Source organism: Shinella sp. 20P9.1.1, assembly GCF_057798995.1.
On sequence record NZ_JBYOLC010000009.1, the window covers coordinates 212207 to 234117 of the forward strand.

The 21911-nt window shown below is 60.7% G+C and carries 20 protein-coding genes; 5 read left to right on the forward strand and 15 right to left on the reverse strand.

The window, feature by feature from the left end:
• Positions 1-10: 10 nt before the first annotated feature.
• From AC27VQ_RS17255 to AC27VQ_RS17270, 4 genes are all read right to left on the reverse strand, one after another.
• Positions 11-1480 (reverse strand): TCP-1/cpn60 chaperonin family protein, encoded by a 1470-nt coding sequence (locus AC27VQ_RS17255; RefSeq protein WP_488717229.1) that lies wholly within the window; start codon positions 1478-1480, stop codon positions 11-13.
• 27 nt (positions 1481-1507) lie between these two features.
• The gene (locus tag AC27VQ_RS17260; protein WP_488717230.1) at positions 1508-2266 is read right to left on the reverse strand and encodes an SDR family NAD(P)-dependent oxidoreductase; all 759 of its coding nucleotides are present in this window, start codon (positions 2264-2266) and stop codon (positions 1508-1510) included.
• 3 nt (positions 2267-2269) lie between these two features.
• On the reverse strand, positions 2270-3199 hold the full coding sequence (locus AC27VQ_RS17265; RefSeq protein ID WP_488717231.1) for an NAD-dependent epimerase/dehydratase family protein: 930 nt from the start codon (positions 3197-3199) through the stop codon (positions 2270-2272).
• A gap of 65 nt (positions 3200-3264) precedes the next feature.
• Positions 3265-4128, reverse strand: coding sequence for a cyclase family protein (locus AC27VQ_RS17270; protein ID WP_488717232.1), 864 nt, complete (start codon positions 4126-4128; stop codon positions 3265-3267).
• A gap of 311 nt (positions 4129-4439) precedes the next feature.
• On the opposite strand from AC27VQ_RS17270, the gene AC27VQ_RS17275 reads away from it, so the two are divergent.
• Positions 4440-5144, forward strand: coding sequence for a GntR family transcriptional regulator (locus AC27VQ_RS17275; protein ID WP_488717233.1), 705 nt, complete (start codon positions 4440-4442; stop codon positions 5142-5144).
• 41 nt (positions 5145-5185) lie between these two features.
• Positions 5186-6895: an IlvD/Edd family dehydratase gene (locus tag AC27VQ_RS17280; protein WP_488717234.1), complete on the forward strand. Its 1710-nt coding sequence runs from the start codon at positions 5186-5188 to the stop codon at positions 6893-6895.
• A 414-nt stretch (positions 6896-7309) separates the two neighbouring features.
• Here the strand turns inward: AC27VQ_RS17280 and AC27VQ_RS17285 are convergent, their stop codons facing one another.
• The 6 genes from AC27VQ_RS17285 to AC27VQ_RS17310 all read right to left on the reverse strand — a co-directional run bounded on the left by AC27VQ_RS17285 (position 7310) and on the right by AC27VQ_RS17310 (position 12944).
• Positions 7310-8254, reverse strand: coding sequence for an arginase family protein (locus tag AC27VQ_RS17285; RefSeq protein ID WP_488717235.1), 945 nt, complete (start codon positions 8252-8254; stop codon positions 7310-7312).
• 17 nt (positions 8255-8271) lie between these two features.
• Positions 8272-9051, reverse strand: coding sequence for an amino acid ABC transporter ATP-binding protein (locus AC27VQ_RS17290; RefSeq protein ID WP_313523381.1), 780 nt, complete (start codon positions 9049-9051; stop codon positions 8272-8274).
• On the reverse strand, positions 9048-9932 hold the full coding sequence (locus AC27VQ_RS17295; protein WP_488717236.1) for an amino acid ABC transporter permease: 885 nt from the start codon (positions 9930-9932) through the stop codon (positions 9048-9050). The genes AC27VQ_RS17290 and AC27VQ_RS17295 overlap by 4 nt, the downstream gene beginning before the upstream one ends.
• Positions 9932-10831: an ABC transporter substrate-binding protein gene (locus AC27VQ_RS17300; protein WP_488717237.1), complete on the reverse strand. Its 900-nt coding sequence runs from the start codon at positions 10829-10831 to the stop codon at positions 9932-9934. Before AC27VQ_RS17300 ends, AC27VQ_RS17295 begins: the two co-directional genes overlap by 1 nt.
• 64 nt (positions 10832-10895) lie before the next feature.
• Positions 10896-11906: a hypothetical protein gene (locus AC27VQ_RS17305; RefSeq protein WP_488717238.1), complete on the reverse strand. Its 1011-nt coding sequence runs from the start codon at positions 11904-11906 to the stop codon at positions 10896-10898.
• Between the two features lie 129 nt (positions 11907-12035).
• Positions 12036-12944 carry a LysR family transcriptional regulator gene (locus AC27VQ_RS17310; RefSeq protein WP_313523373.1) on the reverse strand — a complete coding sequence of 303 codons (909 nt, stop codon included), beginning with the start codon at positions 12942-12944 and terminating at the stop codon, positions 12036-12038.
• Positions 12945-13085: 141 nt separating this feature from the next.
• On the opposite strand from AC27VQ_RS17310, the gene AC27VQ_RS17315 reads away from it, so the two are divergent.
• Positions 13086-14297, forward strand: coding sequence for a hydantoinase/carbamoylase family amidase (locus AC27VQ_RS17315; protein WP_488717239.1), 1212 nt, complete (start codon positions 13086-13088; stop codon positions 14295-14297).
• A 125-nt stretch (positions 14298-14422) separates the two neighbouring features.
• Positions 14423-15004: a HutD/Ves family protein gene (locus tag AC27VQ_RS17320; RefSeq protein WP_488717240.1), complete on the forward strand. Its 582-nt coding sequence runs from the start codon at positions 14423-14425 to the stop codon at positions 15002-15004.
• A gap of 190 nt (positions 15005-15194) precedes the next feature.
• On the opposite strand, the gene AC27VQ_RS17325 is transcribed toward AC27VQ_RS17320, so the two are convergent.
• From AC27VQ_RS17325 to AC27VQ_RS17345, 5 genes are read right to left on the reverse strand one after another with little or no spacing between them, the layout of a single operon-like run.
• The gene (locus AC27VQ_RS17325; protein ID WP_488717241.1) at positions 15195-16322 is read right to left on the reverse strand and encodes an ABC transporter substrate-binding protein; all 1128 of its coding nucleotides are present in this window, start codon (positions 16320-16322) and stop codon (positions 15195-15197) included.
• A 54-nt stretch (positions 16323-16376) separates the two neighbouring features.
• Entirely contained in the window at positions 16377-17360 is a 984-nt protein-coding gene (locus tag AC27VQ_RS17330; protein WP_421592901.1) for an ABC transporter permease, read from the reverse strand.
• Positions 17357-18325, reverse strand: a complete 969-nt coding sequence (locus AC27VQ_RS17335) for an ABC transporter permease (protein ID WP_488717242.1) — start codon at positions 18323-18325, stop codon at positions 17357-17359. Before AC27VQ_RS17335 ends, AC27VQ_RS17330 begins: the two co-directional genes overlap by 4 nt.
• A complete protein-coding gene (locus AC27VQ_RS17340) occupies positions 18322-19839 on the reverse strand; it encodes a sugar ABC transporter ATP-binding protein (RefSeq protein ID WP_488717243.1) in 1518 nt (505 codons plus the stop codon). Before AC27VQ_RS17340 ends, AC27VQ_RS17335 begins: the two co-directional genes overlap by 4 nt.
• Positions 19836-20696, reverse strand: a complete 861-nt coding sequence (locus AC27VQ_RS17345) for a sugar phosphate isomerase/epimerase family protein (protein WP_313523360.1) — start codon at positions 20694-20696, stop codon at positions 19836-19838. Before AC27VQ_RS17345 ends, AC27VQ_RS17340 begins: the two co-directional genes overlap by 4 nt.
• A gap of 141 nt (positions 20697-20837) precedes the next feature.
• Here AC27VQ_RS17345 and AC27VQ_RS17350 point away from each other — a divergent pair.
• Positions 20838-21911, forward strand: a 1074-nt coding sequence (locus AC27VQ_RS17350) for an AraC family transcriptional regulator (protein ID WP_488717244.1), incomplete at its 3' end; no start/stop codon positions are given.

The window sequence follows — 21911 nt, forward strand, 5'->3', positions numbered from 1 at the left end:
TGCCCGCTTGTCAGTTCGCAAGCCGACGCGGGTGCGTGATCGCCACATCCGTACTCACGAGGGATGCCGCAGTTGCCGCGGCACGCCGCACCACGTCGATCACCAGATTGCAGGGGTCACGCGGCGAGACTGTCGCGTCAGTGGCGCCATTGACCGAAAGCGCGCGGAACGGTGCCTCGAACGCTCGCCCTGTGATACTTCCATTTCCAAGTGCGCGGCCTGCATCCCGCAGCGCTAGACCACCGCCGGCGATGCTGCCGGACTGGCGGGCAGCCCTTATTGCCTGCACGGCCCGTTGTGCCGACCCAATGCGCAATGCCCTTTCCGGCTCCGTACGCCCACCGAGCGAAAGCGTCACGATACCGGAGAAGAACAGGGCGAGGCGCTTCTCATGTCGCTCACGATCGAGCGAGAGGTAACGCGAGCGGGCGATATCGCCGCGGATTTGCGCCTTGCGAAAGTCCAGTTCAGGCAAACCGCCGGCGCCCCCATAGAAGCGGCTTTCCCTCGCCGTCAGTTCCACTTTTTTCGCGCGACCAATCAGCTCGGGCCGGACGGTCCGTAGCGAATAACCCCCTTCGTCGCCGAAGAGCGTCGCGCCTGTCGCAGCCGCGATATCGCCGAGATGAAAACGTCTCCAGTCGCCCTCTCCCGGCGCGCGCATGGCTGCTATTTTCGCTCCGGTCCTTCGAACCAGCGAGCCAAGTCTTTCTTTCGCGTCCTCCGAGAAGGACGTCGCGACGAAAAGCAACGGCTGATCCATGCGAACGAAGACGTCCAGCATGGGCCCGATCTCGTCGATCGACTGAACGGCTCCGTCGAATGCCACCACATAGGTATTTTCAAGGATGATCCTATCCGCGCCGGAAGCGGCAAAGCTCGGGCTCAACCAGCCACCATCAAAAGCGAGGCCTTGAACAACCTCGAGCGCATCGCTTTCGGCTGCCGGCACGACATCGATGTAACCTTGCGGCCCGGCGCGCAGCGCTGCCTCGAAAAGAAGCGGCGACAGATCAGGACCGCCCGCTGCGGTTTCTATGACACGGCGAAGATCGTCATCCTCCATCACGGGCGTCGCGGATCGGGTCAGTGCCGCAACCACCTCGTCAATCTCAGCGTCGAGCGCCTCCGCAAGGGCGCGCCGCTCACACCCTCTCGTCTCCGCCCGGTCGAGCGACTGCAGCAACGCCGCCGCGAGGCAAACCACGGTTGCCGTGCCATCGCCCCACCGGTCGCTGACCTCCCAGGCGACATTGCGCATCGCCTGCGCACCGATCTGTTCAACCGGACAGACAAGTTCGACATGAAGCGCCACATCATAACCACTGGAGCCGACAAGCGGCCCGGCCGGAGCCCTTTCGATGAGCACAGTTCGGGCAGCCGGTCCGAGTGTCACCTCGACAAGCCGTGCGACCTGAGTGGCCCCCCGCACGATCCTGCGTCTGGCATCATCGGCAAAATGCAAGCGCGTGGTAACCATGATCGCCTCGCTCCGGAAGCCCGTTGGCTAAAGCATCACGTCGCCGCCATTCGGCGACAGCGTTTGGCCGACGAAGTAGGAGCCCGCTTTCGAGGCAAGGAGCAGCGCCGTCGGTGCAATTTCCTCGACGGTGCCAAAGCGGCGGATCGGAAGTTCCGCATGTTTCATCGCCCGCCAGTCTTCCGTCATACCGGCAAGCTGCGCGGTTTCGATCGGCCCGGGCGCGATCGCGTTGACAGTCACACCAAACGGAGCGCCGTCATAGGCGAGCGCCCGAGTGAACCCGACGACACCACCTTTGGACGCGCAGTAATGCGCCATGGCAGGAGCACCCTTATAGGCCAGCTGCGAGGCGAAATTGATGATGCGGCCGTGGCCACGCTCGACCATCTGCTGGAAAAACGCCTGGGTAACGATGAAGGTGCCGCGCAGGTTGACGTCGATCATGCGATCGAAATCTGCGACCTCGACCTCGGCAAACGGCCGGTCGCCGCTGATGCCGGCAGAATTGACGACGATATCGACATGGCCGAGTTTCTCAATGGCAAAATCGCGAAGCCTTTCAACGTCGGCAGCGTCGCCGACGTCGCATTCGATGAAATCAACGGCATGTCCCGCGCTCTTCAGACCATCGGCCAGTCGCTCGGCCTCGGCCCCGTCACGGTAATGGCAGAATGCGACACGCGCACCGGCTTCGAGAAAGAGCTTCACGATGCCGGCTCCGATCCCGCGGCTGCCGCCGGTCACCAGGGCCGTGCGCCCCTCCAGGCTGAAAACATCCAGCATCGCTCAAACTCCTTCAGAATTGCCGTTTTCACGGTTGATTGAAGCGACGAAGCGGCGAATTCCCTGCTCCAGGGAGACGGAAGGCCGATATCCCAATTCTTCCGTTGCCGCCGAAATGTCGAATTCGTGCTGGGCGTCGTCACCCGGATCAGGCCCATCGCCCAGAGATATCTGCGCCTGCGGCAGGATCTGTCGAACGAGAGCTGCCGTCTCTCCCAGCGTCTGATAATTTGCGCCCGTCAGGTTGAAGACGCGCGTCGAGAGCTCTTTCGTATCGAGGCCTGCAATCAAGCCGTCCGCGGCATCATCCGCGTGAATATACTGGCGGTAGAAATCGCTTCCCCACGGCAGTTCTGTCGCCCTGCCAGACAGGGCGTCCCGCAGCATCCGTCCGAGAAGACAGGGCGTGCTCCGGTTGGGGCCATACACCCAGGAAAGACGGAACGATGCGGCATCCACACCATGCTCGCGCGCAAATGCCGTCACAAGCGCTTCGGCTGCAAGCTTGGTAGCGCCGTAGACCGTGGAGGGCGCTAGATGCACATCCTCCTTTACCGGCCCCTTCGCCGTCGAGCCGTAAACGCTGACGGACGAACAGTTGATGAAACGGCGCACCCCGGAAATCCGGGCCAGTTCCAGCACATTTGCCGTTCCCATGACATTGACCGCAACGAGGTCATAGGGGTTGTCGCGCGCGACCATCGGGCCGGAATAGGCGCCACAATGGATGACCGAATCCAGATCGGCGTCTTCGGCCAACGCGTAAAGTCGGTGGATATCCTTGAGATCGCAGGCAATGACATTGCCGAAGGGAAGAAGGGCCGAATTCCTGTCGATGGCGATGACGCGGTCGCCGCGAGCGACGAGTTTGTTAGCCACCGCCTGCCCGACCAGTCCGGCTGCGCCGGTGATAAAATGGGTTCTTGCCACCATGTCATACTCCGCCGTCGGCACGCATGACACCATGCGCCCCCTCGTGAAAGCCGTGAGGAAAAAGCTTACTTCTTGAGCCGCATCGCCACCGGACGCATCGGCGCGCCGGTTGCCCCGCGCAGCTTAATGCAGGCACCGAAGAAGGCGAATTCATACACGCCGTCTTCCGCAAGCTCTTCCAGGTTCACAATCTCAAGGATCGGAACGCCGGCCTCAGCCAGAAGATAGGTATGCACAACCTGCCAGTTTTCCGCATCCGCCGACGGCGCCTGCTCGAGGCAATGATTGTCGGCGCCGATGATGATCGCTCCGGCCTTGGCCAGGAACTCTGCGCCTTCGCGATTGAGGCCCGGAGGGTTCGGTAGGTAGGTCGATCGATCCGGCCAGAGCCGCATCCGACCCGTGCGGATCAGAACGACATCGCCAACCATCAGCTTGGTGCCCTGATGCTTCAGACATCCGCGCAGGTCTGCCTCGCCGATACCGTAGCTTGGCGGAAGCACGTCCACGCCATGCAGGGCGGCAACGTCGAGCATGATGCCGCGCGCGATGATCGGCGGATGCTTGTCCGCGCCGGCCTTGCGCCAGGCACGGCTGCCTAGGTGCTCGTCGACGGAGAAACCATTGAAGATTTTGCCGTCGTAACCAAAGTGATTGAAGGCGTCGATGTGCGTTCCCGTATGGGTGTACATCGAGATCGCATCGCCGGAATAGGATACCAGGTCATTAGCCGCCGGGCCGACATTCATGATGTCGTCGACCTTTTCACCGCGCGGCGTATGCGTCATCCATATCTGATAGGGCTGATCCTCGGCACCGAACCATCCCGGCATGCCGATGAAATTATCGACCGACAGGTCGTACATTCGTGTCGGATCCGCACGGTCCATGATCGCCTTGCGGGTCTCGCCAGTGACGAGATTGAGCATGCCGATCTCGTCATCGGCACCAAAGGGACTGGCCGTCGCCTTGCGGAACGCCGCACCATGGGCTGCGATCTTGTCCTTAATCGCTTCCGTGACCAGACATTCGGAGCACATGGCACACCCTCGCTTTTTCGAGTTCCCGCGGCATTTTCCAAGCCTGAAGCCGGATTGCCGTTTGCTTATGACGCCATCGATAGCACCAACGATATTTCGGCGTCAACAAAATAAACAACATTTTTGTCGACAATCTTGTCGCCTGTATGTATGGTCAATTTCAGATAAGGATGAATGCGGCTTTGGACAGGGGAGGAAACATGAGGGTCCAGAAAGACATGAAGGAACTGCCGTCCGGCGAATCCGAGGCGAAAGCCGTACGCCAGGACCCTGTCGCTGCGGTCGTGATGGCTCTTGAGGAAGATATCGTTCTCGGCCGGCTTCATCCGCGCGAACGCCTCATCGAGGAAGAGCTTGCCGAACGGTTTTCCGTCTCGCGCCATTCCCTGCGACTCGCGCTGGCGGAGCTCGACAAAATGGGCCTGATCGAGCGCTTTCCGAACCGTGGCGCGATGATCCGGGCGTTTTCGGCTTCCGACGTCGAGCAGCTTTATGCGGTTCGCGAACTGCTGGAATCCACCGCTGCCGCGCAGATCGTGTTTCCAGTCGAGGAAACACATATCAACGAACTCAAGGCCATCCAAGCACACCACGATGCGGCAGTCGACACGGACGACCTAGTCGGCGTCTTCCGACACAATCACGAATTCCATCGCAAGCTTTTCGGGCTTTGCCGCAACCACTATCTCGCCAGCGCGATCGAAACCTACTCGCAGCGTGCCCACGGAATCCGCTTTCTCGTGCTTGCCGACAAAGCCGAGCGTGACAAGGCTCGCAAGGAACATCACCAGATGATCGCCGCGCTGGAGCGCGGGGATGGCGACGCGCTGGTGGCATTGTGCCGGCAACATCTTCCGGCGTCGAAAATGGCCTATCTGCGAGCCTTCGGAAAGATCGTCGGCTAGCCCGCCGGTCTTTCTCACCAACTACATTTTCGGAGCATTTTATGACGGACAAGCAAGAGCCGGTCGGGATTTCGCGCGGCCTCACCAATTATGGCGATTTCGATTTCGCGCGTTATCTCCGAATGTCGTTCGCACGATCCATGGGATATTCCACGGAGATGCTCGCACGCCCCGTAGTAGGCATCGCGGGGACATACAGCGAATTCAACAACTGTCACCGTCTGGTTCCGGAGCTGATTGCCGCGGTCAAGCGTGGGGTCATCGCGGCCGGCGGCCTGCCGCTCGAGTTTCCGACGGTCTCGCTCGGCGAGGTTTTCTTGAAGCCGACCAGCCTCTTCTTCCGCAACCTCATGTCCATGGACACCGAGGAGATGCTGAAGGGCCAGCCGATGGATGCTGTTGTCCTGATCGGCGGCTGCGACAAGACTGTTCCGGCACAGCTCATGGGCGCCGTCTCGGCCAATATTCCAGCCATTCAACTCGTCACCGGCCCGATGATGACGGGCCGGTGGCGCGGCGAACGTCTTGGCGCCTGTACGGATTGTCGGCGTTTCTGGGCAAAATACCGCGCCGGCGAGCTCGACAGTGAAAGCATCCAGGAAGTCGAGGGAAGCCTGTCGACGACCGCCGGCACTTGCGCGGTGATGGGAACGGCCAGCACGATGGCGGCGATCGCCGAAGCGCTCGGCATCATGCTCCCGGGCACGGCCGCAATCCCAGCCGTGCATGCGGATCGGCTGCGGGCAGCCGAGGCAAGCGGCGTAGCCGCCATGCGGCTTGCCCACGACAAGCTGACCCCGGATCGGATCATCACCGGACAGTCCGTGGAGAACGCCCTTCGTGTTCTGCTCGCCATCGGCGGATCGACCAACGCGATCATTCATCTTACGGCGATTGCCGGGCGGGCGGGCATCAAGGTCGACCTGCAACGACTTAACGAGCTCTCCGACACGACCCCCGTTCTCGTCGATCTCAAGCCCACCGGCAGCTACTATATGGAGGACCTCCATGCGGCAGGCGGCATTGGCGCCGTCATGCGGGAGCTGAAGGATCTGCTTCATCTCGACTGCATGACCGTATCGGGCGAAACCCTCGGTGAACGCCTCGAGGCGCCGCAGCCCTATATCGACCGCAAGATCATCCATGCCGTATCCGCGCCGCTGCAGCCCGAAGGTGGCCTTGTCGCGCTTTTCGGCTCCCTTGCTCCGAACGGAGCTATCCTGAAGCGCGCGGCCGCCGATCCGCGCCTGTTCGAATACGAGGGCCGCGCGGTGGTCTTCACGAGCATCGAGGATATGGCAGCCCGCGTCGATGATCCCGACCTCGACATCAACGAGGACGACATCATGGTCCTGCAGAATGCCGGGCCGAAGAGCGCATCCTGCATGCCTGAAGCCGGCTATCTGCCGATCCCGACAAAACTTGCTCGCAAGGGCGTAAAGGACATGCTGCGCATTTCCGATGCACGCATGAGCGGCACGGCCTATGGCACCATCGTCCTGCATGTCAGCCCCGACGCCGCCTCGGGCGGCCCTCTCGGGCTCGTAAGGACGGGAGACCGCATAAGGCTTTCCGTCAAGGAGCGCCGCGTCGATCTTCTCGTCGATGCAGACGTGCTTGCCCAGCGCACGCCGGGACAAGCCCCTCCTCTCCCCAAGCGTGGTTACGCTCGTCTCTACGGCCAGGAGGTCCTGCAGGCGGAACAGGGATGCGACTTCGCCTTCCTTGTCCCAGAGCCGTCGGACCCGTAGCGTGGATATTTTCTGAAAAAGCCCGCTTTTCGGCTTAACTGCCTTGATGATCGTCGGCGCTAAGAACGAGACCGAAGCCTTCCGGGAAACGTGCGTCGCCAGCGCAAAAACGCTTCCCGCTTATCTCGCGTTCTTCACGACGTGCTACCTCGGTATTGCCATGTTTTCCGGCTCCAGTCTCCGTCGTCCTGGGTATTTGCGTATGGATGATCTCTGCCTTGATGGCAGGTCAGCACAGTACGGGCGATCTTGTCTCGATCAAACCCGTATTGTTCACAGCCTTGAGGGCCACGAACAGGCCCGCAACCAACGGCAGAACACTTCAGGAAGTCTGGGGGCAACATCGTTCGGCGGGTTCACGACTATTGCCGTAAACCCCGCCGAATATGTTAACGTACGCAAGCGGCGTGGCTGTTACCTCTGCACCGCAATTGCTTGCGGATCGCGTTGCAGACCAAGAATGTTAAGGATTAAGCGCGCAATCACGTGCGCCGTTGCATCGCCCTCGTCCCGGGCCGGCTGATATTCCGTGAAGACGATGCCTGCCAAACGGTTGTTCCGGGCGAGGTGGTTCAGCAGGATGGCAGTTTGCATGAACGTCAATCCGCCAGGCTCTATCGCACCGACACCTGGTGCCACGGACGGATCCATTCCGTCGCAATCGAGCGAGACAACCCACCGTCGGGAAAGATCGAGCGATTCAGCGACCCACTTTGATCCATTCTCATGAACGTCCCAGGCCGTGACGATACGATTGCCCGCCTTGAGTGCAGCTTCGACCTCCTGCCGACGGGCGCTGCCGATCGAGCGCGCACCGACCTGCACGAGATCGCGCACGCAGGCATAGTCGCGGAGACGCCGCATCGGGCTGGAAAAGCCATCCCGACGACCATTGATCTCGTCGCGAAAGTCGATATGCGCGTCGATCTGAAGGACATTGATGTCCTCTTGACCCTCGAAGGGCGCGACGAGCATCGGAGGCACAGAATCCATGCCGCCGATTACGACGGGAACCACGCCCGCCTTAACGAGTGGACCGAGGACGGCGGCGGCATCATCCACGATGCATTCCGGATCCCGCACGTTTCCGGCAATGTTGCCGAGGTCGGTCACGTTCGGCTTGCCGTCCTCGAACTGCGGTTCGCCGATGTCGAAATTCCAGTGCGTGAGGAAACGGGTATAGGCATGTGCCACTGCTGCGGCACGCACCTTGTCCGCGCCGCCGGCCGCCGCAGACAACTCCCAGGCCTCATACGAAGGGCCGTAAGGTATGCCGAGAAAGGCGTAGGGCGTTTTGACACCAGTGGGATCGATGCTGCTTTCAGCGCCGAGGAAGGTCGGAAGGGAAGGAGAGAGCATGCTTGTACTCCAAAGATCTATTCGAGAATTCTGCGCAGGAAGGCGCGGGTACGTTCTTGTTCCGGATTTACCAGCACATCCTTCGGCTTGCCTTGTTCCACCACGACGCCACCGTCCATGAACATGACGCGGTCGGCGACGCTGCGGGCAAAGCCGATCTCATGGGTCACAACGATCATCGACATGGCGTGCGAGTCAGCCAGCGCTCGCATCACGTCGAGAACCTCGCCCACCAGTTCAGGATCGAGCGCCGATGTGGGCTCGTCGAAAAGCATGACCGCCGGCTCCATTGCGAGCGCCCTGGCAATCGCAACGCGCTGTTGCTGACCGCCGGAAAGCGCGCCGGGATAGGTGTCGATCTTATCGGCAAGGCCGACCTGCTTCATCAGGCGCTCCGCGCGCTGCGATGCCTCGGCGGCAGACAGACCGAGAACCCGCCGCGGCGCTTCCATGATGTTCTGGCGCGCCGTTAGATGCGGGAACAAATTGAAGCGCTGGAACACCATGCCCATGGCGGCGCGCTGCTTTTGTATTTCGCGCTCGGGCAGCTCGCGGAACGTCGTGCCCGACAGACGATAGCCTACCGGCACGCCGTTCAGCTCGATCATGCCGCCGTCCGGTCGTTCGAGATGGTTGATGCAGCGCAGCAGCGTACTCTTTCCAGAGCCCGAAGGCCCCAGGATGCACAGCACTTCACCCATGGCCAGATCGAGATCGACGCCTTTCAGGACTTCCAACGCGCCGAATGATTTTCGAATGCCGCGCGCGCGGATCGGATTTACCGCAGAGCCGCTCATGGGCGCACCACCGATTTACCGAAGTGGCGCTCGATGCCGGATTGTATCACCATCAAGAGGGTACTGACCAACAGGTACCATAAGCTGGCGACAAGAAGCATGGGGATGACTTCGAAGGTGCGCGAGGAGATGAGCTGCGTTGAATAAAGCAGGTCCGGCAGTGCGATCACGCTTACCAGCGACGTGTACTTCAACATGGACAGCGTCTCGTTGCCGGTGGGAGGAATTATGACGCGCATCGCCTGTGGCATTACGATGCGTCTGAAGGAGTCCAAAGAGGACATGCCAAGCGCACGGGCAGCCTCACGTTGCCCTGAATCCACCGAGTTGAGGCCCGAACGGACAATCTCGGCCATGTAGGCACCTTCGTTGAGGGACATCGCGATAATTGCCGCGCTGATAGCGGTGATCACGCTGTTGGTATCGAATTCAACGATCGGCGGCAGGAAAGGGATGCCGAAACCGAGTTTAGGATAGAGCGCCGCCAGATTGTACCAGAAGATGATCTGGACCAGCAGCGGAATGGCGCGAAAGATCCAGATGTAGCCCCTGGCGACCGATGACAGCACCGGATTGCGGCTGGCGGCGGCAACCGCGACGATGATGCCGAGCAACAGCGCGAGCGTCATCGAGATCGCTGTCAGCATCAGCGTGGTGAAGAGACCGGCCATCACCTGCGGCGAGAAGAAATATTCGCTGACGACAGGCCATCCAAAACCCCGATTGGTGACAATCGAATAAAGCGCATTTGCGAGCACCAGCGCGACGGCCACGGCCGCAACCCATGTCCACGGTTGCTTGCGCGGCAGCAACTGCGCAGATGCGAGCTGCTCGTCCGTGAGAACGGACGGCAGCCCTGCCTGTTTGCCGATTCCGACCATTATTTGTCTTCACCACCGTTTATTACGGCCTTCGTGACGTAGGACTGTGGGACGAAGCCATTGTGCTCCATGATCTCGGCATAGGTGCCATCGGCAATCATCGAGTCGAGCGTTTCAGCGATCAGCGGACCAAGGGGCGAATCCTTCGGCACTGCGATGCCGCATGGGCCGAAGTTGAACGGCTCGCCGACCATCGTGAACTGTTCGGGCTGTTTCTTGGCAAGCATGCCGACATAGATGAGGTCGCTCATCGCAACATCGGTGCGATTGCTTGAAAGGGCCGTGATCTGCGCACCGGTGTCCGGGAAGAGTTGGGCTTCGATGGCAGGCTTGCCTTCGGCGACGCACTTTTCCGATTGCTTGGCGATAGACAGCGATTCCATGGAACCACGCAATGCCGACGCCTTGAGGCCGCATACGTCATCAAGGGAAGCGATCTTCTTGTCGGAGCCGGTTTTCTGCATCATGGCAGAGCCACCCATGATGTGGTCGACGAAATCGACCTTCTTCTGGCGGACCGGAGTGTCCAGCATGTCGGACATGATGATGTTGATACGGTTGGCTTCAAGGCTCGGGATGAGGGAGTCGAAGCCGAGATTGTTCACTTCGAGCTTCAGGCCCAAACGCTTGGCGATCTCGGCGGCGAGGTCGGGCTCGACGCCAACATAGACGTCGCTGGTGCCTTCCTTGATGCCGGTCCAGGGTAAGCCGATGCTAGATGTCGTGCCGAGCACTAGAACACCTGACGCCTTTATCGGCTCGGGAAGCTTTTCGTTCGGCGCCGCAAGGCTACCCGAGGCAAATACTGCACACGACAGTACAGCGATGGCAGGCAGGACAGCCGCAAATTTCCGCATGATGTTCTCCTCTTGTTGTAGGCCTGGCGAACCAGGTCCCATCGTTTTGTATATTTGAGTGACGTTGAGCAGCGGCGCCCGATGGCGCCGCGGTTATCCCGCTGCTTCAGACGCGGATGAGCGGTTGATGGGCGCAGCGGAAAGAACCACCGGCCATGCAGGGCACGCGATAGGGAATGCGAATGACATCGAACTTGCGGGCTGAAAGCGCTTCTGCCACCGAATCCAGGGCCTCTTCCGAGGGAACCACGACGGTTTGGTCATCGAGCACGAGATTGTTGCAGCCCATATGGCCCTTGGCGAGGCTTTTCGGAACCACAAAGATATCCCAGTCCTTCATGAAGGCTGGCAGCCCTTCGGGAAGCGCCTCCATGCAGGCGACGGCAACCCCTTCTCGCGGCGTCATCAACACGCAATCGAGATGCGGGAACATCGGATCGATTTTGACCGTCTGGACCCGATAGTCCGGCCCAAGCATGTGCTGCAGCCAACGCGCGCCTTCGGGGTTGCTACAGCCGCCTGAATTCCCCACCAGGATGTTCTTGCCGAGCACGAAGACGTCACCGCCTTCCAGATAGCCCCAGCCCGGGCCGTCATTATAGTCGTCAGCCCCGCTGTCGGGTTGGGAGAAATAACGTGCGCCGCGATCCATGGTGCCGGCGAGGATTTCGCGGATTGCAAAGCGCTGACGGCGGTGGAAAAAGCTGCGCGGGGCGAGTTCGATGACGTTGTTGCCGATTGTCACGAAGGGATCGCGCATCCACGGCGTTGAAACGCCATGGTCCTGCCCGCGCGGATACTTACGGTTGTTCGTGCTGATCTCGCCGGCCACATGGACCTTTACGCCGTGCCTTTCCAGAATACCGATCGCACCGTTGATCTGGCTGTTGAATTCGGCAAACAGCTCGGGCGATGCCTCCTTGACGTTCCGACCCTGGTTCTTTGCCCAGAACTCGCCGAACTCGCCCTGAGCGCGTAGCTTCACATCGCTGAGGAAGACTGGCAGCACCCATGTATCAGGCGATCCATAGACACATTCCTTGAGCGGCGCCCATTCGGATTCGACATAGATCTGATCCAGGAATAAGTCCGCGGGCGCCGTGGTCGAAACAACCATGCATTCCTCCATATGTTGCAAGGCTCTTAAACGTTCACTGGAATTGAGCTTGGCAACAGCTCAAAGGGTGAAATCACACTTGCGAAAATTGCAAGTGATGAGCAGGTCCAACAAATGTGGGAGGGATCGCTATCGTTTGCGGAAACAGTCTAGCATCGCCCGGATCGCGCGGCGCTTGGCCGCATCGCGTCGATAGGCGAAGTGGAACTGGACGTCGATGGGCGTATGCCGTGTCCTGATTTCAACAAGATGGCCGCCGCCAGCGCTCAGCACGAGGTGCGAAGGCAACAACGCGCAACCGACGCCGGCAAGCACCGAAGCCAGAATGGCTTCAAGTGTACTGCCACGGGCGACGACCTGCAGCGGATACTCTCGTTCAAATGGCTTGAAAATATCCGTGCGGTAATCCCGTGCGATGTAAGGTACGCGTTGCTGCGCATGTCCCTGGGGTTTGTCGTCGATTTCGAGAGCAAGATCAAAATAGGGGGAATGGCGGGCGATGTAGAGTTGATGGGTCTCCACAAAAGCCGGTTCGTAGACCAGCTGCCCCAACCCTTCAGGCTGACCGGTGATCCCGACATCCAGCTTGCTGTCGCGCACATACATGTCGATTATCGAAACCGTATGCATGCTGACGCTGACCTGCATGTCGGGGAACAAGCGATGCATCCTCGCCAGCGCCGCCACAATTCCCGCGTTTGGATTGGTGATCACGCTGTCGATCGTGCCCAGCATCAAGGTGCCGCCAAGGGCCTGACGTGTGTTCTCCACGGTTTCCTCGAAAGATTGTAGCGCCGACCGCAGGCCAATCGCCGCCTGGTAAACGTCCTCGCCCTGCGGCGTGAGCGAAAAGCCGGAGCGGCCGCGTCGACACAGTTCAAGGCCAAGCCGCGTTTCAAACGCGGCCAGGTCTCGGCTGACGCTGGAAAGGCTTACGCCAAGACGATAGGCGGCGGAAGACAAACCACCATGCTCGACGACGGCAAGAAAGGTACGAAGGTGACGTACATCGTAACTGGAAGTCAGGAAGCGGGCCAATCAAACTCTCACTTGCGCAAAACAACAAGTGAACTAACCATCTTGCAGCTTTCTCCGCAACATCCCGACGGCTAGGTTGGAGCTTGAAGGTTTGCAGCGCGTCGAGGAGAGGGCTGCGGATTCCTCGAGAGGGTCGGAGCGATGATGTCCAGGTTCAGAATAAACACCGAGCGCATGCTGGCGGATCTGGACGCGCTGCGCAGGATCGGCGCGGTGAAAACCGGCGTCATCCGCCCGGCCTATTCCGAAACCGACCGATTGGCGCGGATATGGCTGGCTGAACGCATGGAGCAAGCGGGGCTGGAGGTCTTCGTTGACGCCATAGGAAACGTCTTCGGCGTGCCGCCAGGAAGCGGAAAATCCATTCTGGTTGGCTCGCATTCCGATACCCAGCCTGAAGGCGGCTGGCTGGACGGGGCCTATGGGGTCATCGTCGGGCTTGAGATTGCTCGCGCCAGTCTGGAGCAAGGCGGTCCTCCGGTTGCCTGCGTGTCCTTCCAGGACGAGGAGGGGCGTTTTTCGACCCTCCCAGGCAGCCGGGTCTGGGCAGACCTGATGTCGCTGGAAGAAGCCGATGAGTGTTGCGACAGCGCCGGACTACGCCTTGGGCAGGCCCGGCTGAACCGTGCAGGCCTGCCGGCGCCACGGGAAGTTTCCACGGACCGGTTCTCGGCCTTCCTGGAGATTCATATCGAACAAGGGCCTGTGCTGGATGCGACAGGAGAGCGCATTGGCGTTGTGGAGAATATCGTCGGCATCCGAACCGAAAAAATGAGCTTCCTGGGAGAGCAAAACCATGCCGGCACGACGCCGATGCACTTGCGCCGCGACGCCTTCCAAGGCTTGAATCGTTTCGTTTCCCTCGTGAACGACCGGCTGGCTGAAGTGGCCACATCGGCAACCGTATGGACGGTCGGACATGTCGATCTTTATCCCAACGCCAATTCGATCGTTCCGGGTCGCGCGGATTTCACGATCCAATGGCGGGACGCTGATGAGGCACGGCTCGACCGGATGGCGGAGATTATCTATTCGACCGCGCGTGAGACAGCCGACAGTCTTGGTCTCGAATGGAAGGGGTTCGGCTGCGATCTGATCGCACCGACCCAAGCGCACGCAACATTGGTGGAGGCCATGGCTAAAGCGGCCGAGCATCTGGCTCCGGGCCTTTGGCGCCGAATGCCGTCCGGCGCGCTCCACGATGCGGCGAATGTATCGCACGTCTTACCCATGGCCATGCTGTTCGTGCCTTCCAAGGGCGGCATCAGTCACAATTTCGCGGAAGACACCGATAGGAGCGACCTCGCATTGGGCGCGGAGGTGCTGTGCGAAGTGGTCGCGCGTTTGGGATGAGAATCGCCAGCGCCACGGAGCCGGCGCCCGTAAATCAACAGGCAGAAGCGTGCCGAAAGCCGCAGATATCGGCGCACGCGCCTTGAAGCACCGACGATGCCGCTTGGAACGCAGAGGAAACCGCTGTGGACATAACGCTCATCAGGCATGCCGAGACGACACCGACACCTTGGAAGAATGGCATGGGCGTCGGGCGGAACATCGCGATGTGGTCAAGGCAAGCCGCGGGTGAGTTCGACGTGTTGATTGCGACTGCCGAGATGTCCGGGACAGTCCCCTTCTCCTCCTATCCTGGCGTGGATCGCTCGCTTCTTGTCACCGCCGGAAGGCTCTTGCTCAAGTCGACACATCGCGAAACCTTGCTTTCCAAGGATAGCGAGCCATTGGTATTTGCAGGAGAGGAAAAGATCATAGGTACGGCCATCGGTGGCGAGATAGTGCAAGATTTCAACGTTCTTTCCAAGCGAGGGGTAGTTCACCACACGCTGGCGCGATGGGAAGTTCCTGCTCTGGGTCGAGAAATTAGCGCAAGCGGTAGCCTGCTCGTTCACATTCAGGAGGGACAGGCCAAGGTCTTATGCGAAGCATTCGAAGCGCAGCTTCATACCGGTGACACGGTGATCATTAGTGAACTCAGCGGCCAAACCTGCAGTGTTAAATCGATCGGCCACGCAATCTGCATTGTTGGCGATATCGAGTATCTGTGACGCGTAGCGTTCACTGCGGATACGGCTAACGTCACGTCTCTTCCGCCGACGGTCCGAACAGCAGAGACTGGCCATGTGGTCACCGACGTTAGGCGTGGGTTAGTCTTGGCTGAATCGGAATGTCGGTCGACCGACGTGCCACGACTGAGAAGGGGGCTTGCACCGCCCCCTTCTTGTTGTGCCGTTTCTATTACTTGCCACCCCAGCGCTCAGGATACCCCGGCAGCTCCTGGCAGCCGCAAAGGCTATAGTGCAGCGGGGGCATGCGTTCGTCGATATATTTGGTCAGCACATCCTCCGTGATCGCGGGCTGCGGCAGGACCCATTCCGGGCCGGGAACCTCCTTGCCATCGAGCACGTCAAGGGCGGCAATGACGGCCGTGCGCCACTGGTAGGTCGGATAGGACGGGCCGATCGCCGTCAGCTTTTCCGACTGCCATTTGCGAAGAAAGTCCTGCTGGTCCTCACCGCTGATGACCGGATAAGGAAGGCCAGCATCCTCAAAGGCCTCCAGTGCCGCCGTTGCCGTATCACCGGCATCCATCCAGACGGCATCAATCTTCGTACCGCGGTTGATGTAGTCCTCGACGACGGACTTGGTCTTCGCCCGATCGCTGCCGGTGAACTCCGAGCCGACAACGTTGATGCCAGCCTCGTCGAAGATGTTTTTAGCCGCCGAATAGCGGGTTTCCAATACATCAACGCCGGGCATAATGCGCAGCGCGAGCACGTTATCGCCTTTCTTCAACTTGCTGGCAATGAACTCACCCGAGGTGATGCCGAAGCCATAGCCGCCGACCGGGTGAATGTAGGTTATGGGGCAGCTGGTATTTACCCCGCGATCGAAGACGACCACCGGAAGCTTGGCGCAGGCGGCCTCGACAGCCGGGGTCAGTGCCGCCGTCGTGTTGGGCGAGACGATGAGCGCATCGCACTTGCCGCCACTGACGAGCGCCTCGATGTCGGAGATCTGTTTGTCGTCCTTGCCCTCGGCATCAACGACGATCAGTTCCTTCAGGCGATCCTTGTGCAGTTCGGCCTCTGCATTGAGGTTGTTGAGGCCGACCACGCGCCAGGGGTTGAAGACGCCGGCATTGGAAAAGCAGAGCGTGACCTGCCCGTCCTTTTTGTATTTCGCCGTATTAACCATGCCGTCGCCGAGATGTTGCGCCCAGGGCTGGCCTTCCGGTCCCTGCGGCTTCATGGAAAGCTGCTCGCGCTGCTTCTTGAATTCGGCCGGATCGTTGAAATCCTGTGCCAGCGCCTCACCGGCAAATGTGAGCGCCACGGTCGTAGCCAGTAGTGTCCTCAGTGTCATTGTCTTCCTCCTCCAGAAAGCCGGCCGCGCCGGCGGTTGATATGAATGTCGGGTTCAGGTCCGCCGGCGGGTCCTCCACATGCTGGCGCCAACCGCAGCGATCAGGATCAGGCCCTGAATGCTGTCGCGCAGCGCCTGAGGCAAACCCAAGAGATTGAGCAAGGTGAACAGCGCGAAGAGGCTAAGCGCCCCGAAGACCGCGCTCCAAATGGAGCCGCGCCCGCCCAGGAGCTGCGCGCCTCCGATGACACAGGCAGCAATCGCCTGCAGTTCCAGCCCCTCGCCCGCATTGACGGAGACGCCCGAAAAGCCGCCCAGAACAATACCTGCCGTCACGGCACAGATGGCAGAGACTACGAAGGCCAAGATACGTGTCGCCGCGACAGGCGTTCCGGCAAGCTCAGCCGCCCGTGGATTGTCACCTACGGCGAGCGCTCGCTTGCCATAGACCGTACCATTCAGGCCGAACCAGGCGAGCGCCACGACGCCGGCGAGAACGAGAGCTGCAAGCGGCAGCGTGCCTATAACGGGCACATCGCGCCATACGAGCCGTCCGAGATTGCGGAAATTGTCCGGCAGGTCGCCACGTGCTGCGCCGCCCGACCAGGCGAGCGCCAGCCCGTTAACGAGCAGCATCGTTCCAAGCGTGCCGATGATCGAGGGCACCTTAAGGAAGGCGACGACGAGGCCGTTCACAAGGCCCACGGCGATGCCCATGGCATAAAGTGCGCCGATGACCGCCCAGGTCACATCCGGATCGCCGTTGACGAGAATCGATGCCGCCAACACCACGAACGTCGCGACCGCTCCCATCGAAAGATCGAAGCCCCCGGTCAAGATGACATAGAGCTGCCCGCAGGCAAGGATGACAAGCGGTGCCGCCCGCCGCAGGAAGTTCATGAACAGGCCCGGCTCCAGATAGTTCGGCTGGAGGAAAGCGATGGCGGCATAGAGCGCAACGAAGATCACGAGGCCAGCATTGATGGCGATGCGTGCGGGACGGCGCTGGAGCGAAGAGGTCTGCGGAACGGTCGTCATGCAACATGTCCCTTTGCGCGAACGGCATGAACGGCAACGGCGGCGATCACGATGGCCCCGCGCAGCACCTGCTTCAGGAAGGCGTCGATGCCGAGCATATTGAAACCCGCATCAAGGCTGGCGAAGAGCAGGACGCCGGCAAGCGTGCCCGCAACGCCGCCCTTCCCACCGGCAAGGATCGTGCCACCGATGACGGTGACGGCGATGGATTCGAGGTCGTAGATACCGTCACGGCCGATCCATGGCGTGCCGGATTGCAGCCGAGCGGCGAGATAAAGCCCTGCCGCCCCGGCAAAGAGGCTTGCGACCATATGGGTCGATAGAATGACCCGCTCCGTGCGGATACCGGCAAGTCGCGCGCCGTCGGGGTTGCCGCCGACCGCATAGATACGCGCGCCGAACAGCGTACGGTCGAGTACGAAAGCGGCGACAAGTGACAGCGTGGCGAGAAGCAGCAGAGAATAGGGCAAGCCCAGAACGCCACCATAGGCAATGACCTGAAACTCCCGCGCCACAGAACCCTGAAGCGTGCTGAACGAGGCGGCAAGCACGCCCTGGATGATGAGCCCTGTGCCGAGCGTCGCGATGAGCGGGTTGATGCCGCCATAGGCGACCAGCGCGCCATTGACGAAGCCAACCGCAATACAAAGGCCAAGGCAGAGGAGAACAGCCGGCAGCATCATGACCGGATCGCCCTGCATGACGTGCGAAGCGAGGACGGCGACAGCGCTGATAAGCGCGGCGACCGAAAGATCGATCGAACCGACAAGGACAACGAAGGTCTGGCCGATCGCAACGAGCCCGAGCGCGATCATGCGCTGAAGCAGACCGGTCAGGCCTTGCGCGCTCAGCTGTGAGGTCTCGCCGGTGGCGAGCGCCACTACGACGAAAAATCCAATGGAGAGTCCTGTAAGCAAGACGGCGACGGACAGGCCGGGCTTCGGCTTCACACTATCACTCGTCATGCCGTACTCTCCCCGGATGGCGCATGCGCAAGGCCGAGCGCTAAATGCATGATGTCCTCCTCGCTCGCGCCGCGCGGCACAACGCCGGATATGCGTCCCTGGTGCATGACCAGCACACGGTCGGCGATACCGATCAGTTCCGGCATGTCCGAGGAGACGACGACGATGCCCCGACCGGAATTGGTGAAAGCGCGCATTGTCTCGTAGATCGCGGCCTTGGCCGCGATGTCGATGCCGCGCGTCGGCTCGACGAAGACGAGGATATCGGACGCCTGCGCCAACCAGCGCACGATGATGGCCTTCTGCTGGTTGCCACCGGAGAGTGTCCCTATCTCCTGGCCGAAATCCGCAGCGCGCACATCCATAGCACGCAGCCTTTCGTCTACAGCGTCATGTGCGAGCGCGCCACGTTGTGGCCGTGTGAAAACGCCGGCCATGGAACGCAGCGTCAGGAGCGCATTATCGCGGACAGACTGGCGCAGCACCAACCCCTCGCGCTTTCTGTCGCCCGGCAGGTAGCCGATGCCAGCCGCCGTGGCCTGCCGCGGTGTGCGAACCGCAACCCGACGGCCGCGCAGGGTGAGCGTGCCGCTCGTGAGGGGAACATCCCCGACGAGCGCCTGCGCCAGCGCACCCTTGCCAGAATCCTCAAGCCCCGCCACGCCGACGATCTCGCCGGCACGTACATCGAAGGTAACATCGCGCAAGCTGGCATTCGCACCGCCTTCTATGGCGAGGAGAACTTCGCCGGGAGGAGATACCGGTACAGCCGGATAGAAATCCTTGAGATCGCGACCGACCATGGCTCGCACAATCTCGCTGATGGGGGCGGCATCGCGCGGCCGCGTCCAGATCTTCCGGCCATCCTTGAGAATGGTGATGCGGTCGGCGATCGCCGTGACCTCTGGCATGCGATGCGAAATATAGACGATCGAAACGCCCTCCCCGCGAAGGCCATCGACGAGCTTGAGCAGCGTCCGGCTATCGCGTTCGTCGAGGGCGGCCGTGGGTTCGTCCATGACAAGGATGCGCGCATCGAGAAGGAGCGCCTTAGCGATCTCGACCAATTGCTGCAAAGCGATGGAAAGCGAGGAAACCAGCGCCTGTGGATCGATCGCCGCGCCGATGCGGCGGAGAAGCTCAGCCGCCCTCTCCCGCATTGCCGCCTTGTCCAGGATGCCGCGCCGGGAGATCTCCCGTCCCATGAAAATGTTTTCGGCAACCGTCCGGTGCGGCAAAAGGCTGAGCTCTTGGTGGATGATGGCGATACCCGCTTCCGTCGCCTGCCGTGGATGCGTGAACTGCACCGCCTTTCCGGCGAGATGGATGATGCCGGCATCCTGCCTGTAACTGCCACCGAGGATTTTCATCAGCGTCGACTTTCCGGCGCCGTTTTCGCCGCAGATGGCGTGAATTTCGCCCGGCAGGCATTCGAAATCGACGCCGTCGAGCGCACGGACACCCGGAAAAGCCTTACTGATTCCGGTCATGCTGAGAGCGGGAACGGCCGTCATGCGAGCCGCTCTCCCGCAGCCGCCCATTCCCGGCGGATGAACGCGACGCTTTCGGCAAAGAGGCCATCGAGATCGTCGAAAAGGTCACGCCAGACGCGCGTCGCACCGGCAAGCTCCGGCAAGGCGCGACCGAAGGACTCGACCGTCAGCCAGCCGTCGTAGCCACAGCGGCGCAGGGCATCGAAATGCGCTGCAAACGGCACATGACCGGAACCCGGAACACCGCGATCGTTTTCGGAGACATGGAAATGGTTTATCTCGTCGTGGTAGCGCTCATAGGTCGCCGGCGGATCCTTTTCCTCGATATTGGCGTGGAACGTGTCGAACATATAGCCATAATTGGGATGATTGACGGCGCGGTGGATCGCCGATGCCTGCGCAATGGTCGACATCACGTAGCATTCGAAACGGTTGACGGCCTCCGCCGAAATGCGAATACCCGCGGGCGCCGCATAGTCGGCCATCGCGCGCATCGCCTCGACGCAGCGATCGAATTCATCGGGCGTCGGCCCGAAGCCGGTGAAGACACCAACGGGCGAATGGATGGGACCAGCGATGATCTCGCCACCCATCGCTGCCGTACAGTCAACGATCCAGCGGTGATGATCACGCGCCTTTGCGCGCACGGACGCATCTGGACTTACTGGGTTGGACTCCGACGTCGCGACGGCGGCGGCTCCGGCGACGAGACCAATATCGCCAAGCAGCCGGCCTAGCGCCGCGTAGCGCTGTTCGCTGCCGGAAAAGACGGGAATCTCCACCGCGTCATAGCCAAGTGCCTTCAGCCGCTCGAGCTGGCGCGCATGCTGCAGGCCGATGTCTGCGCCGATGACGAGCAGGTTGAATGCGATTTTCACGTGTGTCCTCCCCTTCGCCGCGCCGGCCAGTCTCCTTCAGGCCATCCGCGACGAAAGCACAATGGCAGGCTTGACTCGGCAATTCTTGCGGATGACAACAGTGGTAAATTTCTTAAGTCATTTTGTGTTGGGAGGCGCAACGTGAACAGACATGCGGTGATTTCTCCGGTCAATTGCCGGCCCTCGGTCTTCCGTCAGCCCGACTCGGTCATGTATGCCGACAACTGCAAGGAATTGCAGGTTGCCGCCCGTCAGGGCGAGGTCGAGCTTCACGCTTGGACGCGCGGCAGCTATCCCGGCATTTCGCTCGGCGAGCGCCTGCCGGGCATCCGCACTGTCGGCTTCTGGGATGCGCGCCACATCCAGTCCTGGGGGCTCGGCCGGCACTGCAACGAAGGCTTCAAGATCGCCTATCTCGCACGCGGCAGCCTCGATCTGACGGTGGACGACCAGACGTATGCACTTAAACAAGGCCAGTTCATCGTCATCCGGCCTTGGCAACTGCACGCCATCGGCAATCCCAATGTCGGCCCTAGCCGACTTCTGTGGATCATTCTCGATGCGGGCCTGCGCCGGCCCAGCGAAACACCGGACTGGCCGGATTGGCTCGTGTTCTCGCCGGACGAGGCCGAACGGCTCGACGATATTCTCACACAGAACAATCAGCCGGTGTGGGACGGCGGAACCGAACTTTGCCGCACCTTTGAGGCCATCCCGCCAATCCTGCTCGATCGCAGCCCCGAGGATGGCGAAACCCGTCTGAAGGTGGCGATCAACGCAATAATGCTCAGCCTAATCGACCGAATGAGTGAGCAGGCACCGACACTCGACCCGGATCTCTCAACCTCGCAACACACCGTCGCAATCTTCCTGCGCCGGCTCGCCTACGCTCTCGAAGAAGATTGGTCACTCGAAGGTATGGCCGAGGAGTGCGGGCTCTCGCGCACACGCTTTTCCGATTACTGCAAGAAGCTCACCAACATGGCGCCTCGCCAATATCTCCAATATCTGCGCCTGGAGCAGGCATCACGCCTCCTCCAGGAACCACGCAGCACTAGCGTCACGGAGATCGCATTGAGTTGTGGCTTCAACTCGAGCCAATACTTCTCAAACGCCTTCAAGAAACGCTATGGGCACTCCCCAAGCAGCTACATGGTCTGCCCCCTGAAAAATGATCCTTTTCGAAGTATGGCTTATGAGCCGAAGAAGGACATT

Bases quoted from the DNA above. Each gene is read 5' to 3' on its own strand.
- AC27VQ_RS17255 (WP_488717229.1), bottom strand. From the start codon at position 1,480: ATGGTTACCACGCGCTTGCATTTTGCCGATGATGCCAGACGCAGGATC.
- AC27VQ_RS17260 (WP_488717230.1), bottom strand. From the start codon at position 2,266: ATGCTGGATGTTTTCAGCCTGGAGGGGCGCACGGCCCTGGTGACCGGC.
- AC27VQ_RS17265 (WP_488717231.1), bottom strand. From the start codon at position 3,199: ATGGTGGCAAGAACCCATTTTATCACCGGCGCAGCCGGACTGGTCGGG.
- AC27VQ_RS17270 (WP_488717232.1), bottom strand. From the start codon at position 4,128: ATGCTCAATCTCGTCACTGGCGAGACCCGCAAGGCGATCATGGACCGT.
- AC27VQ_RS17275 (WP_488717233.1), top strand. From the start codon at position 4,440: ATGAGGGTCCAGAAAGACATGAAGGAACTGCCGTCCGGCGAATCCGAG.
- AC27VQ_RS17280 (WP_488717234.1), top strand. From the start codon at position 5,186: ATGACGGACAAGCAAGAGCCGGTCGGGATTTCGCGCGGCCTCACCAAT.
- AC27VQ_RS17285 (WP_488717235.1), bottom strand. From the start codon at position 8,254: ATGCTCTCTCCTTCCCTTCCGACCTTCCTCGGCGCTGAAAGCAGCATC.
- AC27VQ_RS17290 (WP_313523381.1), bottom strand. From the start codon at position 9,051: ATGAGCGGCTCTGCGGTAAATCCGATCCGCGCGCGCGGCATTCGAAAA.
- AC27VQ_RS17295 (WP_488717236.1), bottom strand. From the start codon at position 9,932: ATGGTCGGAATCGGCAAACAGGCAGGGCTGCCGTCCGTTCTCACGGAC.
- AC27VQ_RS17300 (WP_488717237.1), bottom strand. From the start codon at position 10,831: ATGGGACCTGGTTCGCCAGGCCTACAACAAGAGGAGAACATCATGCGG.
- AC27VQ_RS17305 (WP_488717238.1), bottom strand. From the start codon at position 11,906: ATGGTTGTTTCGACCACGGCGCCCGCGGACTTATTCCTGGATCAGATC.
- AC27VQ_RS17315 (WP_488717239.1), top strand. From the start codon at position 13,086: ATGATGTCCAGGTTCAGAATAAACACCGAGCGCATGCTGGCGGATCTG.
- AC27VQ_RS17325 (WP_488717241.1), bottom strand. From the start codon at position 16,322: ATGACACTGAGGACACTACTGGCTACGACCGTGGCGCTCACATTTGCC.
- AC27VQ_RS17330 (WP_421592901.1), bottom strand. From the start codon at position 17,360: ATGACGACCGTTCCGCAGACCTCTTCGCTCCAGCGCCGTCCCGCACGC.
- AC27VQ_RS17335 (WP_488717242.1), bottom strand. From the start codon at position 18,325: ATGACGAGTGATAGTGTGAAGCCGAAGCCCGGCCTGTCCGTCGCCGTC.
- AC27VQ_RS17340 (WP_488717243.1), bottom strand. From the start codon at position 19,839: ATGACGGCCGTTCCCGCTCTCAGCATGACCGGAATCAGTAAGGCTTTT.